The organism is Paraburkholderia tuberum STM678, from assembly GCF_902833905.1.
Lineage (GTDB): Bacteria > Pseudomonadota > Gammaproteobacteria > Burkholderiales > Burkholderiaceae > Paraburkholderia > Paraburkholderia tuberum.
In genome coordinates, this window is sequence record NZ_CADFGP010000099.1 from 1 (window position 1) to 14,349 (window position 14,349).

The 14,349-nt window shown below is 62.3% G+C and carries 13 protein-coding genes and 2 pseudogenes; 8 read left to right on the forward strand and 7 right to left on the reverse strand.

All coding sequences use genetic code 11. From position 1 onward, the window contains the following. Nucleotides 1-47: 47 nt before the first annotated feature. Nucleotides 48-257: a TetR family transcriptional regulator gene (locus HWY30_RS42635; protein WP_341809963.1), complete on the reverse strand. Its 210-nt coding sequence runs from the start codon at nucleotides 255-257 to the stop codon at nucleotides 48-50. Nucleotides 258-333: 76 nt separating this feature from the next. Next, on the reverse strand, nucleotides 334-1,794 hold the full coding sequence (locus HWY30_RS38515) for an efflux transporter outer membrane subunit (RefSeq protein WP_090809555.1): 1,461 nt from the start codon (nucleotides 1,792-1,794) through the stop codon (nucleotides 334-336). Between the two features lie 76 nt (nucleotides 1,795-1,870). Between HWY30_RS38515 and HWY30_RS38520 the strand changes: the two genes are divergently transcribed. The 4 genes and pseudogenes from HWY30_RS38520 (at nucleotide 1,871) to HWY30_RS38535 (ending at nucleotide 7,397) form a co-directional block, all read left to right on the forward strand. After that, nucleotides 1,871-2,488, forward strand: a complete 618-nt coding sequence (locus HWY30_RS38520) for a TetR/AcrR family transcriptional regulator (protein ID WP_090809557.1) — start codon at nucleotides 1,871-1,873, stop codon at nucleotides 2,486-2,488. Nucleotides 2,489-2,571: 83 nt separating this feature from the next. After that, nucleotides 2,572-3,687, forward strand: a complete 1,116-nt coding sequence (locus HWY30_RS38525) for an efflux RND transporter periplasmic adaptor subunit (RefSeq protein ID WP_090809559.1) — start codon at nucleotides 2,572-2,574, stop codon at nucleotides 3,685-3,687. Beyond that, nucleotides 3,684-6,824 carry an efflux RND transporter permease subunit gene (locus tag HWY30_RS38530; RefSeq protein ID WP_090809561.1) on the forward strand — a complete coding sequence of 1,047 codons (3,141 nt, stop codon included), beginning with the start codon at nucleotides 3,684-3,686 and terminating at the stop codon, nucleotides 6,822-6,824. The genes HWY30_RS38525 and HWY30_RS38530 overlap by 4 nt, the downstream gene beginning before the upstream one ends. A 35-nt stretch (nucleotides 6,825-6,859) precedes the next feature. Further along, a pseudogene (locus HWY30_RS38535) lies at nucleotides 6,860-7,397 on the forward strand (SDR family NAD(P)-dependent oxidoreductase). A 16-nt stretch (nucleotides 7,398-7,413) separates the two neighbouring features. On the opposite strand, the gene HWY30_RS38540 reads toward HWY30_RS38535, so the two are convergent. Continuing rightward, entirely contained in the window at nucleotides 7,414-8,634 is a 1,221-nt protein-coding gene (locus HWY30_RS38540) for a sensor histidine kinase (protein ID WP_090809563.1), read from the reverse strand. Between the two features lie 115 nt (nucleotides 8,635-8,749). On the opposite strand from HWY30_RS38540, the gene HWY30_RS38545 reads away from it, so the two are divergent. Next, complete coding sequence (locus HWY30_RS38545; RefSeq protein ID WP_244145179.1) at nucleotides 8,750-9,214, forward strand: response regulator; 465 nt, start codon at nucleotides 8,750-8,752, stop codon at nucleotides 9,212-9,214. A 39-nt stretch (nucleotides 9,215-9,253) separates the two neighbouring features. Here HWY30_RS38545 and HWY30_RS38550 read toward each other — a convergent pair whose 3' ends face one another. Then, nucleotides 9,254-10,180: a LysR family transcriptional regulator gene (locus HWY30_RS38550; protein WP_090809565.1), complete on the reverse strand. Its 927-nt coding sequence runs from the start codon at nucleotides 10,178-10,180 to the stop codon at nucleotides 9,254-9,256. 107 nt (nucleotides 10,181-10,287) lie between these two features. Between HWY30_RS38550 and HWY30_RS38555 the strand changes: the two genes are divergently transcribed. Next, nucleotides 10,288-11,163, forward strand: coding sequence for an aldo/keto reductase family oxidoreductase (locus tag HWY30_RS38555; protein ID WP_090809567.1), 876 nt, complete (start codon nucleotides 10,288-10,290; stop codon nucleotides 11,161-11,163). Here HWY30_RS38555 and HWY30_RS38560 read toward each other — a convergent pair. Further along, nucleotides 11,164-11,499: pseudogene (locus HWY30_RS38560) on the reverse strand (LysR substrate-binding domain-containing protein); the annotation flags it as partial. 95 nt (nucleotides 11,500-11,594) lie between these two features. Between HWY30_RS38560 and HWY30_RS38565 the strand changes: the two are divergent. After that, entirely contained in the window at nucleotides 11,595-11,780 is a 186-nt protein-coding gene (locus HWY30_RS38565; protein WP_176079024.1) for a hypothetical protein, read from the forward strand. Here the strand turns inward: HWY30_RS38565 and HWY30_RS43220 are convergent. Together HWY30_RS43220 and HWY30_RS42640 are read right to left on the reverse strand one after the other, a co-directional pair. Next, nucleotides 11,738-11,842: a BCCT family transporter gene (locus HWY30_RS43220; protein ID WP_208524370.1), complete on the reverse strand. Its 105-nt coding sequence runs from the start codon at nucleotides 11,840-11,842 to the stop codon at nucleotides 11,738-11,740. The two genes, HWY30_RS38565 and HWY30_RS43220, sit on opposite strands and share 43 nt — an antisense overlap. A gap of 375 nt (nucleotides 11,843-12,217) precedes the next feature. After that, a complete protein-coding gene (locus HWY30_RS42640) occupies nucleotides 12,218-12,349 on the reverse strand; it encodes a hypothetical protein (protein ID WP_279613333.1) in 132 nt (43 codons plus the stop codon). A 542-nt stretch (nucleotides 12,350-12,891) separates the two neighbouring features. On the opposite strand from HWY30_RS42640, the gene HWY30_RS38575 reads away from it, so the two are divergent. Next, a partial coding sequence (locus HWY30_RS38575) for a TolC family protein (RefSeq protein WP_244145180.1) occupies nucleotides 12,892-14,349 on the forward strand: 1,458 nt, incomplete at its 3' end.

Here is a 14,349-nt window from a genome sequence, read left to right on the forward strand (position 1 = left end):
AATTACGAGAGTAGACGCGATCCGGCCAAAGTTTACAAGCACGGCTTTCAAGTCATTGAATGTAAACGGCTTGCTGGCGCGGGCGGCTGCCGCAGCGAGATGTGTATAACGCTATGGGTATAGCCGGCCTGGGCTGCGATATCCTCCACGCTAGTCGCAGCAAACCCTTTTTCGGCGATGCTCGACGCTGCTGCGTCGAGCAAGCGCCGCCGGGTTCGCTCGCGGCTTTCTGCTCGCGTCATTCGTTTGTGTGGCATGCGGCAAAGCGCTCATCTGGCAAAGAACGATGGCCAAAATCCACGCTCCTCGCAAATCGTTGGGTGCGTAGGGTTGCTATTTGATGGCGACCGTTTCGGATTCGCGAGGTTGCCATCCGCCACCGAGCGCCTTGAAGGCAGCAACGGCTGCGCGTGCGGATTCCGTTTGCGCCTGCACCCGCTCGTCCGAGGCGCGTAGCAGGTTGTCGTCGGCCTGCAAGACTTCGATCAGGCTGACGACGCCTTCTTGATAGGCAGCGAACGAGGCGGCTCGCGCCCGGCCGAGCGAGTTCACTCCCTGGGCGAGCACCGCGGCCTCTTGCTCGCGCTTCACGAGTGCCGAGAATGAGTTCTCGACGTCTTCGGTTGCATGCAGCGCGGCGAGCCGATACGCGGCCAGCATTTCCGCCTGCTGCCCCTTGGCCTGCTCGATCTGCGCATTGATGCGGCCGAAATCGAACAGACGCCAGCGCAGCCCCAGCACGCCAGCGGCCTGATTGGCGCCGGTACTGAACAGGTTGCCGCTGGCCACCGAGGTGGCGCTGCCGAGCAGTCCACTGAGCGACACCTTGGGGTAATACTCGGCGATGGCCACGCCAATGCGCGCGTTCGATGCGGCGAGGCGACGCTCGGCCACGATCAGGTCGGGCCGGCGCCTGAGCAACTCACCCGGCGATCCTGTGTCCGCGATCCGCGGGGCGACCGGGATGTCACCAGCTTCGACCAGTTCGGCTCGATGCGTGCCGGGCTGTGAACCCAGCATTACATCCAGCGCGTTCATCGCTGCATCCAGACCCGCCTCGAGGACCGGGACGGATGCCTGAACCTGGGACAGCGCACCTTCGGCCTGGCTCACCTGAAGGTCGGCCGCCAATCCTTTGCTATACAGGAGGTTGATGGTCGAGAGCAGATCCTGCTGCGTCTGCACCTGCCGCCGGGCAACCTTCAGACGGGCCTGCAATCCACGAATCGTGATGTAAATATCGCCAGTCTGCGCCGCCACTGCCAGGCGCGTGGCCGCCGCACCGGCTTCCGAAGCCTGGTATTCGGCAAGTGCCGCTTCCCGCCCGCGACGGAGGCCACCAAACACATCCAGTTCCCAGCTCGCGTTGAAATTAGCCTCGTAATCATTGCCGTAGCGATCGAAACCGGGTGTCGAATTCAGGACTCGCCCCAAGGGGGTTTCGACCGACTGGTAGACTCGCGTCGCCTGCCCGCTGACAGTGCCGGACGGCAGCAGCGCGGCATTCGCCGCGCCAAGTCTCGCGCGCGCCTGCGAGACGCGAGCGGCGGCCTGCGCGAGGTCCAGGTTCTGATCCAGTGCGAGCGTGACGAATCGTGTCAGTTGCGGATCATCGAAACCCGTCCACCACGTGACAAGGTCGGCACTGGCCGCCGCGTGCCGGTGATCCACCGCGGCCTGGCCCTGGAACTGCTCGGGCATGGCTACATTGGGCCGGACATAATCGGGGCCTACAGCGCAGCCAGCCGAGAGACTGGCGGCAATAACCGCGGCAAGGATGGGTTTGGGTAGCATGAGCGTCTTCGCAAGATTCCGGTGGTGACTATAATACCAAATAGTCACTGGTTGTCCATTCCTGTATGCTATACCCATGAAAAAAGCCACCAGTTCCCCCATCCCGGTGCGCGGGCCCGCTGACCACGAGGTACGGGATCAGATCGTTGTCGCCGCCACCGAGCACTTCAGCCGGTATGGCTACGAGAAAACGACGGTCTCAGACCTCGCCAAGGCGATCGGGTTTTCCAAGGCCTACATCTACAAATTCTTCGAGTCCAAGCAGGCCATTGGCGAGATGATTTGCGCGAACTGCCTGCAGGAGATCGAAACCGAGGTCAGGTCGGCCGTCGCACAGACCGATCTGCCACCGGAGAAGCTGCGGCGGATGTTCAACGTCTTCACGGAAGCGAGCCTCCGTCTGTTTTTCCAGGACCGCAAGCTCTACGAGATTGCCGCATCGGCGGCCACGGAGAACTGGCAGGCGGTGCTTGCGTATGAAGAGCGCGTCCAGAAGCTGCTTCGGGACGTCCTCCAGGAGGGGCGGCAAAGCGGGGACTTCGAGCGCAAAACCCCCCTCGATGAGACTGCGATGGCGATCTATCTGGTGTTGCGCCCCTACCTCAACCCAATGCTCCTGCAGTACAGCTTCGATTACACCAAGGTCGCGCCTGCACAACTGTCCGGTCTCGTGCTCCGCAGTCTGTCGCCTTGATGGAAATCTCGGTTGTGACCATTGACTAAATTGGTCACTGGAACCATAATGAAAGCCCCGATCACTCCGTCAATGGGTCTTTCATGCTCCGGCGTCGCCTTGCTACCTCTACAGTCGTCTGTGCACTGGCACTTGCGCTAGCCGCCTGCGGCGCGAAAGCACCGTCCGATCCGCGCACCGAAGCGCCCCTGGTGCGCACCGCCATCGCTCAGGCGGCGATCCCCGCCTCCCGTTCGTTTACCGGAACCGTCGCCGCGCGCGTGCAGAGCGAGCTGGGATTTCGCGTCTCCGGCAAGGTGCTCGAGCGGCTGGTGGATGCCGGGCAAACCGTCAAACGCGGCCAGCTGCTGATGCGCCTCGACCCCATCGATCTGAGGCTTGCCGCGCAGGCCCGGCAGGACGCGGTCACCGCCGCGCGAGCACGGGCGCAGCAGACCGCGCAGGACGAAGAGCGCTACCGCGACCTGCGCGGCACCGGCGCGATATCGGCATCGGCCTACGACCAGATCAAGGCGGCGGCCGATGCCGCCAAAGCGCAGCTCAGCGCGGCCGTGGCTGACGCCGACGTTGCGCGCAATGCGACTGGCTATGCCGAACTGCTGGCGGACGGCGATGGCGTCGTGATGGAAACGCTGGCCGAACCGGGCCAGGTCGTCAGCGCCGGGCAGCCCGTGGTGCGCCTGGCGCACGCCGGGCGCCGCGAGGCTGTCATCCAGCTACCCGAAACCCTACGCCCCGCAATCGGTTCGGTCGCCCAGGCCACGCTGTTCGGCAACGGCGGTGTTAGCGTGCCGGCGACGCTGCGCCAGCTTTCGGATACGGCGGATCCTCGTACCCGGACCTTTGAAGCGCGGTATGTGCTGCAGGGAGAGCTGGCCGACGCCCCACTGGGCGCCACCGTCACGGTCCAGATTCCGGACGCGCGTTCCGCGGTGCAAGGCGGTTTGCAGGTGCCGATCGGCGCGCTGTTTGACGCGGGCAAGGGACCGGGGGTGTGGGTCATCAACGGCGAGCCGGCAAAGGTTGCCTGGCGGCCGGTTACTGTCGAACATCTGGACGACGATAGTGCTCGCGTCGCCGGTGAGATCAAGCAAGGCGACCGGATCGTCGCGCTCGGCGCGCAGCTGCTGCGCGAAGGCGAGCAGGTCCGGGTGACAAGTCAAGCCGTCGCCATGACGGCCGAGGGAGCCCGTCCGTGAGCGAAGGCCGTTTCAATCTGTCGGCGCTCGCCGTGCGCGAGCGCTCCATCACCCTGTTCCTGATCTGCCTGATTTCACTGGCCGGGCTCGTTTCGTTCTTCAAGCTGGGCCGGGCGGAAGACCCCGCGTTCACGGTCAAGGTGATGACCATCATCACCGCCTGGCCGGGAGCCACGGCGCAGGAAATGCACGATCAGGTCGCCGAGAAGATCGAAAAGTGCATGCAGGAGCTGCGCTGGTACGACCGGACCGAGACCTACACACGGCCTGGGCTGGCCTTCACGACCTTGACCTTGCTCGACAGCACGCCGCCGTCGGAAGTGCAGGAGCAGTTCTACCAGGCCCGGAAGAAAATCAGCGACGAGGCGGGCAATCTTCCATCCGGCGTGATCGGACCGATGGTCAACGACGAATACGCGGATGTTACCTTCGCGCTGTTTGCGTTGAAGGCGAAGGGTGAACCGCAGCGCCTGCTCGTTCGCGATGCCGAGACGCTGCGCCAACGGCTGCTGCACGTGCCGGGCGTGAAGAAGGTCAACATCATCGGTGAGCAGGCGGAGCGGATCTATGTCGAGCTCTCACATGACCGGCTGGCAACGCTGGGCGTGAGCCCCCAGGACGTGTTCGCCGCGCTCAACGATCAGAATGCCCTGACGCCGGCCGGCTCCGTGGAGACCAAAGGTCCGGAGGTGTTCATTCGCCTGGACGGCGCCTTCGACAACCTGCAGAAGATCCGCGACACGCCGGTCGTAGCGCAGGGCCGCACGCTGAAGCTGTCGGACATTGCCACCGTCACACGTGGTTATGAAGATCCGGCGACGTTCATGATCCGCAACAACGGCGAACCTGCACTGCTGCTGGGTATCGTGATGCGCGACGGCTGGAACGGGCTTGATCTCGGCAAGGCGCTGGACAGCGAGGTCGGCGCAATCAACGCCGGGCTGCCGCTGGGCATGAGCCTGACCAAAGTCACCGATCAGGCCGTCAACATTCATTCGGCGGTCGACGAGTTCATGCTCAAGTTTTTCGTCGCGCTGCTGGTGGTCATGCTGGTGAGTTTCGTCAGCATGGGCTGGCGGGTGGGCCTCGTCGTTGCCGCGGCCGTACCGCTGACACTCGCGGTGGTGTTCGTGGTGATGGCCGCGACCGGCAAGAACTTCGATCGCATCACGCTCGGATCGCTGATCCTCGCGCTCGGCCTGCTCGTGGACGACGCGATCATCGCGATCGAAATGATGGTGGTAAAGATGGAGGAAGGCTACGGCCGCATCGCCGCCTCCGCCTACGCGTGGAGTCATACGGCCGCGCCGATGCTGGCGGGCACGCTGGTGACCGCCGTCGGCTTCATGCCCAATGGTTTCGCGCGCTCCACGGCCGGCGAATACACCAGCAACATGTTCTGGATCGTCGGCATCGCACTGATCGCATCGTGGGTCGTCGCCGTGGTCTTCACGCCCTACCTGGGTGTGAAGATGCTGCCCGACTTCAAAAAGGTCGAAGGCGGTCACGACGCGATCTACGACACGCCGCGCTACAACCGCTTCCGTCAACTGCTCACGCGCGTCATCGCGCGCAAATGGCTGGTCGCCGGTTCGGTCGTGGGCCTCTTCGTGCTGGCCATCCTCGGCATGGGCGTGGTCAAAAAACAGTTTTTCCCGATCTCCGACCGTCCCGAAGTGCTGGTCGAGGTGCAGATGCCCTATGGCACGTCGATCTCGCAAACCAGCGCCGCGACGACGAAGGTCGAAGCGTGGCTCGCGAAGCAGAAGGAAGCCAGGATCGTCACCGCATACATCGGGCAAGGCGCGCCACGCTTTTACCTGGCGATGGGGCCGGAACTGCCCGATCCGTCGTTTGCCAAGATCGTGGTGCGCACGGACAGCCAGGATGAGCGCGACGCATTGAAGCAGCGACTGCGTCAGGCAGTCGCCAACGGTCTCGCCTCCGAGGCGCGCGTGCGGGTCACGCAACTCGTGTTCGGGCCGTATTCGCCGTTCCCGGTCGCCTACCGTATCTCTGGCCCGGACCCGGACAAGCTGCGCGGTATTGCGGGAGAAGTTGAGCAGGTGATGGACGCCAGTCCGATGATGCGTACGGTCAACGCTGACTGGGGGACGCGCACGCCCACGCTGCACTTCACGTTGCAGCAGGACCGTCTGCAGGCGGTGGGGCTGACATCCAGCGCCGTGGCGCAACAACTGCAATTCCTGCTAACCGGCGTGCCCGTCACCGCCGTGCGTGAGGATATTCGAACCGTGCAGGTCATCGCGCGTTCGGCCGGCGACGTTCGTCTCGATCCGGCCCGGCTCGGCGACTTCACGCTGGCTGGCGCGAACGGGCAACGCATTCCGCTGTCGCAGGTGGGCAAGGTCGACGTGCGCATGGAGGAACCAATCATGCGCTGGCGCGACCGCGTGCCGACGATCACGGTACGGGGCGACATTGCCGACAACCTCCAGCCGCCGGACGTATCGACGGCGATCACCAGGCAGCTCCAACCCATCATCGCCAGGCTTCCGACCGGCTACCGTATCGAAGAGGCGGGCTCCATCGAGGAATCGGCTAAAGCGACGAAAGCCATGTTGCCGCTCTTCCCGATCATGCTGGCGGTTACGCTCATCATCATCATCTTCCAGGTGCGCTCGATCTCCGCGATGGTCATGGTGTTCATGACCAGCCCGCTGGGCTTGATCGGGGTGGTGCCGACGTTGATCCTGTTCGGGCAGCCGTTCGGCATCAATGCGCTGGTCGGTCTCATCGCGCTATCGGGCATCCTGATGCGCAACACGCTGATCCTGATCGGACAGATTCACCAGAACGAGCAGGCGGGGCTGGATCCGTTCCGTGCGGTCGTCGAAGCCACCGTGCAGCGTGCCAGACCGGTGATCCTGACGGCCATGGCGGCGATCCTCGCGTTCATCCCGCTGACCCATTCGGTGTTCTGGGGAACCCTCGCGTACACGCTGATCGGCGGCACGTTCGCCGGGACGATTCTGACCCTGGTCTTCCTGCCGGCGATGTATTCGATCTGGTTCAAGATTCGACCCGAGCGTATCGCCGGCTTGCGCAAAGATCGGCATGAGCAGGTGCAGTCTTCCGAGCAAACGCTGCAGGACGCGCTCGACGCGGACAGTTAAAAAAACACCATCAATTCACCTGAAGGGAGCTGTTCATGTCGAATTCCACTGTTGTCGTTGTTACCGGCGTGTCATCGGGTATCGGACGCGCCGCCGCCGAGAAGTTTGCCAGGCGGGGGTGCCGCGTATTTGGCACCGTGCGCAGCATCGCAAAAGCGGCGCCTATCTCGGGAGTCGAGCTTGTCGAGAATGGGACTCTATTCGGCGTCCAAACACGCTGTGGAAGGGCTGACCGAAACCCTGGATCATGAGGTGCGCCAGTTCGGCATACGCGCAACGCTGGTCGAACCGACTTTTACCAGGACCAATCTCGACATCAATGCGCCCCAGGCGGGTTCGAAAATCGCCGACTATGACCGCGAGCGTGCCCTTGCAATGAGCGCAGTCGTGAACAGTGTCAAAGGTGCCCCCGAGCCCGAGGGCGTGGCAAACACTATTGTCGAAGCGGCGCTTGGCGCTTGGCGGATGCGTCGCACGCCTGCCGGACAGGCGTCGTTGCTGAGCAAGTTACGCCGCTTTATGCCCGCTGGTCCCGTCGATTCAAGCTTGAGGAAAACATTCGGACTTGGTTGAAGCGCTCGTCCACGCATCACATTGCGGCCAAGGTTCGACGCAGCGGAAACCGGATCTCGAACGTGGTCCCCACGCCCTCGCGCGACGCAAACTCGATCTGCCCATCGAGCACGCGGCATAGCTCCCTGACAATGGCGAGCCCGAGCCCCGTGCCCGGAATCTCGTCGCAGGCCGCGCGCTCGAACTCATCGAATACGCGCTCCGCGTCGGCGGGCGCAATGCCGACGCCAGTGTCGGAGACGCGAATCGCCCAGTGTTCGGCGCCATGCATCGCGAACCGGATTTCGACTTGCCCCGACTTCGTGTACTTGATCGCGTTGGTCAACAGATTGACCGCGATCTGCTTGAGCTTCAGCCGATTCGACGTGACGACCGGCAGCGCCGCGTCGAACGCGCTGCGCAACGCAAGCCCTTTCGCCTCGATCGACGGTCGCGTCGACGCGACGAGTTCGTCGAAGAGTTCGCGCAAATCGACGTCTTCGAGCACGAGCGGCGCGGAGTCTCCGAGCACGACCGAGTACTCGACCATCTGGTCGACCAGTTGCTTCATGTCGGCAGCCTGACGGTTCGCGAGCGTCAATGCGGCATCGGCTTTCGACGGCGCTCGCTCGATCAGTTGCAGCGCGACCGAAAACGCGTTGAGGAAATTGCGCAGATCGTGCACGACGCTGCGCGTAATCTGCATCCGCGATGCATATAGATCGCCGACCAGCCGTTGCTCGAGGGTCAATTCGTGATTCGCGCGTTCGAGCCGTCCCGTGTATTCGTCGATCTTGCGATCGCGTTCGGCGACCACTTCCTTGATCGACTCATACCTGACCACGCTGAATGCTTCGGCGATCAGGCGGCGCGCGCGGCTCTCGTGACGGCGCGTGCACGTCCGGTCGCGTTCGACGAACTCTTCGAGCGCTTCGAAGAGCACCTGCTGAAACAGGTCCAGTTCGCGCACCAGCTCTTCGATCCGGTAGCCCTGCTGCCAACGGACCTTGCCGTGCTTCTTCGCGTCGCGTTCGATCGACGTTTCGACGCGCTCGAGATCTTCTGCATCGAGCGCCCGGCACAACTCGTCGAGAATATCCGGCAGATGGTCGGCCAGTTGCCGATAAGTGAGCTTGTCCGCTTCGACGAGATCGGCGTCGGCGGAGACGGCATCCATCCATTGCCGCGTCAGGCCGCCCCGTTCCGCGCGGATGAAGTTGGCGAAGTTGCGCAGCGGGCTCACGCGTCTGTCGGTCATGATGGATACCGGAATGGAGTTTCTACAACATACAACGAACGCGCGAACGGTTCGAACGCCTCGATTTGCGCGGGCACCGCAAACCTGTTTCGCTGCCGATCGGCCAGGCGACCCGATGCGCGCCGGCAACCCGCGTCATTATCCGCGCAATTGCCGTTCGTGGAACATCTCTTGCGGGACTCTGATCAGACGAGAAGGCAAATTTTGTCCGCAAAACATGATGTATTCGATATTGCTGGTCGACGACGAACCGGAAATTCTAGCCGCATGGCGGTTGATTCTGGAGAGCGCAGGGTATGAGGTGAGTTGCGCGAGCAATGGCGCCGAAGCACTCGCTTGTGTCGTCGCTCACGTTCCCGACCTGATTGTTACGGACTGGATGATGCCGGTCATGGACGGCGCGGAGTTATGCCGCCGTTTGAAATCGATGCCGCTATCCGTCAACGTACCGATTCTGGTCCATACCGCGGTGCCGCCTTCGGACAGCGATGCGCATTACTGCAGCGCATGTCTGCTGAAGCCGATCGGCGCGGATCTCTTTCTGACCACGATCGCGCAGCTCTGCGCGCCACGATGCTGATATGGCACGCGTCGCCGCGTTCACCGTCGTGCGATGACGTCAACGCCGTGCCACGTCATCGTCCGGGACACTTGCTGAGTCGGCCTTCAGGAAATCGACGAACGCGCGCAGCGGCGCGGGCACATGACGATGGCCCGGATAGTAAAGAAAAGGCCCTGAAAAGCACTGCCACCACGGTTCGAGAATCGCTTCGAGCGCGCCGCTGTCCAGATGCGGGCGCAGCATGTCTTCGAACAGGTGAATGATGCCGAGGCCCGCGACCGCGCCGCTGACCGCGAGGTCGATCGCGGCGCCGGGCCGCACCAGCAGCGGTCCTGTCGGATTCAATTGCAGCAGCTCGCCGTCGCGCTCGAAGTACCAGGTCGGCATCGCGCCGCTGGCGAATTGCCCGCGCAGGCAGGCATGCGCGAGCAATTCGCCGGGATGGTGCGGACGGCCGTGCGCGTCGAGATACGCGGGCGCCGCGGCGGTCGCGAAGCGCTGCACGCGCGCGCCGATCGGCACCGCGATCATGTCCTGCTCGAGGCGTTCATCGTAGCGAATGCCCGCATCGCAACCGATCGACAGCACATCGACGAACCCATCCTCGACCACCACTTCGACGCGAATATCCGGGTACTGCTTCAGAAAGCGCGCAAGCACGTCGGGCAGCACGATGCGCGCGACGCTCGACGGCACGTTGAGCTTCAACGTGCCGGTCGGTTTGTCGCGAAAGCCGTTCAGCACGTCGAGCGCCGCTTCCATTTCGCCGAACAGCGGCGTCAGCTTCTCGATCAGACGCAGCCCGGCTTCGGTCGGCGCGACGCTGCGCGTGGTGCGGTTCAGGAGTCGCAGCCCGAGTTTCGTTTCGAGGCGCCGCACCGCGACGCTCAGACTCGACGCCGACACGCCGCTCACGCGCGCCGCGTCGCGAAAGCCGCCGGCGCGGGCGACGGAAACGAAGGCGGCAAGATCATTCAGTTCCATGACGATTGATTGTGCAGAATTTTGAACAACCCGTACACGTTAGACCGCTTTATTCAACAACGCAATTCCGGCGATACTGCCGCTCATCACTTCACAAGGAGATCGTCATGCCGAACTTCAGCTCCATCGACACTTTCGCACTAGCCGGCCGCCCGGTGCGGCGCATGGGCTATGGCGCGATGCAGCTGGCCGGCCCCGGCGTGTTCGGGCCGCCGAAAGACCGCGACGCGGCGCTCGCGGTGCTGCGTGAGGCGGTCGCATCGGGCGTCGACCACATCGATACCAGCGATTTTTACGGGCCGCACGTGACCAATCAGTTGATCCGCGAGGCGCTCCACCCGTATCCACGCGATCTGACGATCGTGACGAAGGTGGGCGCGGTGCGCGACGGCGCCGGCGCCTGGCTGCCGGCGCAGGAGCCCGCCGACCTCGAGCGCGCGGTGCATGACAATCTGCGCAACCTCGGGCTCGACGCGCTCGACGTGGTCAACATGCGCGTGATGGGCAACGTGAACGAGCCGAGCGAGGGCTCGATCGAAAAGCAGGTCACGGCGCTTGCCGAGCTGCAGCAGCGCGGGCTCGTGCGTCATGTCGGCCTGAGCAACGCGACGGTCGCACAGATTGCCGAGGCTCAGCGCATCACGAAGGTCGTGTGCGTGCAGAACCACTACAACCTCGTGCATCGCGACGACGATGCGTTGATCGATGCGCTCGCGGCGCAGGGCATCGCCTACGTGCCGTTTTTCCCGCTGGGCGGCTTCACGCCGATTCAATCGTCCGAGCTGTCGGAGCTTGCGCGCAAGCTCGAGGCAACGCCGATGCAGGTCGCGCTTGCCTGGCTATTGCATCGGGCACCTAACATTCTGCTGATTCCGGGCACGTCTTCGGTGACTCATCTGCGTGAAAACCTGCAATCGGCGCAGTTGAAGCTCAGCGACGAGGTGCTCGATCAACTGAATGCGATCGGCGCTGAAAAGGGCTGATTACACCGATGCCGCGATGAACTCCCGCAACCATTGATGCGCGGGATCGCGATACACCCGCTCGTGCCATAGCATCGCCATCTCGTAGCCCGGCACCTCGACGGGCGGCTCGACCATCCGCAGCGCGTCCGTGCCGCGCACGAGACGCGCGGGCAGCATCCCCACGAGAGCCGTGCTCGCGAGCACCGATTGCATGAACAGAAAGTGCGGCACCGACAGCACGACCTTGCGCGCGAGACCCGCCTTCGCGAGCGTCTCGTCGGTGACGCCGAAAAAGCCGCCGCCATCGGGCGACACGATCACGTGTTCGAGCTTGCAGAACTGCGCGAGGGTGGGCCAGTGGTCACAGGTCTGCACATTGGTGGTCGGCCATGTGTAGCGAGCTATGAGTGTAGTCGGCTTTCGGCCGGCGCCTCCGCCCGAAGGACAACATGAACATGATTATGGCAAGAGCCGATGCGGCAATGAGTGTTATCGCCGCGACACCTTTAGACCCTCGCGGATTGCGCGATCGCACTGGCGGCAGCATGCGCATCGATCCTGATCGCGCTGTCTTCGCACACCGTCATCTATGTCAGGTGATGGTTAGCACAAGCAGCGCGCCGACGACGAATTGACAGATCGTATGACCCCGCGAAGTCCGCGCGATAAAAATGCCGGCTAAAGGCGGCCACGTAATCCGCCACTTTCAGTAGAGAATCGTCCGGATCATTGATCCCGTCATCGGCGCGCAGAGATTCATATGCATAGCTGCGCATCGACAAAGTGACGAGATTCGGGCAGATAGTTGCCGGCGTTCTCGCCTAACACGCGTACAAGGAGTGTGGTGGGTTCTGTCAAAATCACAATCACAATCACAAGCAGATCGAAACCAAAGATCGATTTGCGGTGGTGAAGATATTCCTTAGCGAGACTACGTGCCCTCAGGCCCTGAAGGTGACGGACAAAGTGGCTAATGAAGCAGCAGTCGGCACTTGGGCATTACCCTTCTCCTTCACAGTTTCTCGCCCCGACAGGCGGAAATGCGTGAACCGGGAAGATATGTTGCAGATCTTCAGCGACGCGCGCCAAACAGATTTCGCAGCACCGACAGCATGCCCACGGGAACGAGACGGAAGTGGGCATGGTTCGGGATGCTTGCATGGCTGTGCGAGTTCGAAAATTCAATCAGAGAGAAAGGCTTCATGGCTATCTCCGTGCAAATCTCAAGAACATAAATGAGATAGTACGGGAATAACATTTTGCATTTTATCGAACCAGTCAGAAATGATGCTGCTACCAGGAATTTCGACTGCGGCAGGAAATCGTGTGACAACTTCACTGTTCGGCACAGCCATGAACGTGCCCTATCCGCACCTCGCCGCACGCCTGTTCAACACGCCGCTCTCGCACCAACGGTTCGATGAAAATAGGCGAGCAATGGGTGGGCCACTGTCTATACGGGCAGCCCTATCTGGTCAGACAATCGCGCGCGGAAATCAGTGCTTGTGAAAGACTGCGAACGAAAAATTCGTACCAGTCTCACTCTGTTGTCGCGGCTGTCTGATTTCGCGGGGTCACCGATATCCGGACAATTGGAGCCAGTACGAAATCTCGTGTTTCGTTCGCCAAGGTCACCCGAATTAGCTGAATCGATCCTTTAAACGACGAGCATTGCTTCATTGTTTTCTGAGTCTGGATTGCGGTTCGGGTGTCGCACCACATACTTCAATCTAACCGGTTACGATCATGACTCGAAACGATTTTCCTGACGTACAGGCTACCGCGCTTATCACCAACGGGGACGGCCTCTCCGGTTTGCGGCTCCGCCCCCTGTCATGGCTGGTTTCGTCGCTGCTGGTCGTGCTCGCCTTGCCGGCGAGTGCCATTGCGGGCGCTCAAACGAAGTCTGATCTGGCGCTGGCGAGCGATGCAGCAACTGCAAGCAGATCGACTCCGGTCGAGATTAAACAGCCGTCGACCCCGGGAAGCCATGCTCCTCCGGTGACGTTCTCACAGTGGCTCGAAACGCAACCGTCCAGTAGCGAGGGAGGGCCTCCGGTGGATTCCGCCACGCTGCGCCGTATCTTCCTGAGCGCCGTCGAGGAAGCGGAGAAGCGCAGTCCCGAAGTCGGGCAGGCGTATGCCGCCTACGAAGCCGCGAAATCAGACGTCGACGAAGCGAAAGGCTTGCGGTGGCCGCAAGTCGACATCGGTTCGCAGACACAGGGTGTGCAATTTGGTCCCGGTAATCGAAATGGCTCCAACAACGGGAACGTAGTGACGGCGAACGTCACGACAACGGTGTACGACTGGGGGCGCACAAAGAACACAATCGGAAGTCGTGAACAACTCTCGGATGCCGCGCTCAGTAGTTATGTAGCGGCCCGCAATCAGAATGCGTTCGAGGTGACGAGCACGCTCGTTGAACTGGGCAAGCAGCGCACGATCGTTGACGTGAGCCAGCAATTTGTTGAGCGTATGGCCACGCTCGTGAAGATGCTCAGCGAAATTGTGGCTGTCGACCGTGGTCGCGGCAGCGAACTCACGCAGGCCAAGGCGCGTCTGCTGCAGGCTGAAGCTGCGCGCGATTCAGCGCAAGCGAAGGCACGTGATGCGGAACTGGCGTTGCAAAAGCTGCTGGGCGAAAGCGTACCGCCGATTCCGCACGCACGCGACTGGCCGCTCCAACCGGGCAATTTGCCGCAACTCCTGGAGCGGGTGAATGCTCATCCGAGCTTGCATCAGATTCAGTCCGAGGCAAATGCGGCCGACCTGAATGCCAAAGTGGTGAAAGCGTCGGGCCTGCCGTCGGTGAATTGGGTTGTCAATGCGAATGCCGGAATCGGAGGCACGGGCGCGGGACAACGTGCGCCATGGCAAACCATGTTGACGCTCAACTGGGCCGCATTCCGCGGCGGTTCGACGCAGGCGGCGACGGCTGCGGCAGGGTACCGGGCACAGGCTTCGTGGCAGCGCCTCGACCAGCAGCGGCGTGACCTCGAGTATGGCATTCGCACCGCGGATCAGGATGCGCACACCATGCTCAGCCGTGCGGAGCAGTACAAACGCCTCTCCGCTGAAACCGATCAGGTGCGCAAGGCCTTCTTCGAACAGTGGTACCACCTGGGCAAACGAACCCTGCTCGATGTGCTCCTTGCGGAGAACGATCACTACGGCAACAGCGTGAGCGAAGTGACGAACCGT

Excerpts from the sequence above, each read along its gene's own strand:
- HWY30_RS42635 (WP_341809963.1), bottom strand. The coding sequence starts at position 257 with ATGCCACACAAACGAATGACGCGAGCAGAAAGCCGCGAGCGAACCCGG.
- HWY30_RS38520 (WP_090809557.1), top strand. The coding sequence starts at position 1,871 with ATGAAAAAAGCCACCAGTTCCCCCATCCCGGTGCGCGGGCCCGCTGAC.
- HWY30_RS38540 (WP_090809563.1), bottom strand. The coding sequence starts at position 8,634 with ATGACCGACAGACGCGTGAGCCCGCTGCGCAACTTCGCCAACTTCATC.
- HWY30_RS38525 (WP_090809559.1), top strand. The coding sequence starts at position 2,572 with ATGCTCCGGCGTCGCCTTGCTACCTCTACAGTCGTCTGTGCACTGGCA.
- HWY30_RS38545 (WP_244145179.1), top strand. The coding sequence starts at position 8,750 with ATGCGCGCCGGCAACCCGCGTCATTATCCGCGCAATTGCCGTTCGTGG.
- HWY30_RS38555 (WP_090809567.1), top strand. The coding sequence starts at position 10,288 with ATGCCGAACTTCAGCTCCATCGACACTTTCGCACTAGCCGGCCGCCCG.
- HWY30_RS38550 (WP_090809565.1), bottom strand. The coding sequence starts at position 10,180 with ATGGAACTGAATGATCTTGCCGCCTTCGTTTCCGTCGCCCGCGCCGGC.
- HWY30_RS38515 (WP_090809555.1), bottom strand. The coding sequence starts at position 1,794 with ATGCTACCCAAACCCATCCTTGCCGCGGTTATTGCCGCCAGTCTCTCG.
- HWY30_RS38565 (WP_176079024.1), top strand. The coding sequence starts at position 11,595 with ATGAACATGATTATGGCAAGAGCCGATGCGGCAATGAGTGTTATCGCC.
- HWY30_RS42640 (WP_279613333.1), bottom strand. The coding sequence starts at position 12,349 with ATGAAGCCTTTCTCTCTGATTGAATTTTCGAACTCGCACAGCCATGCA.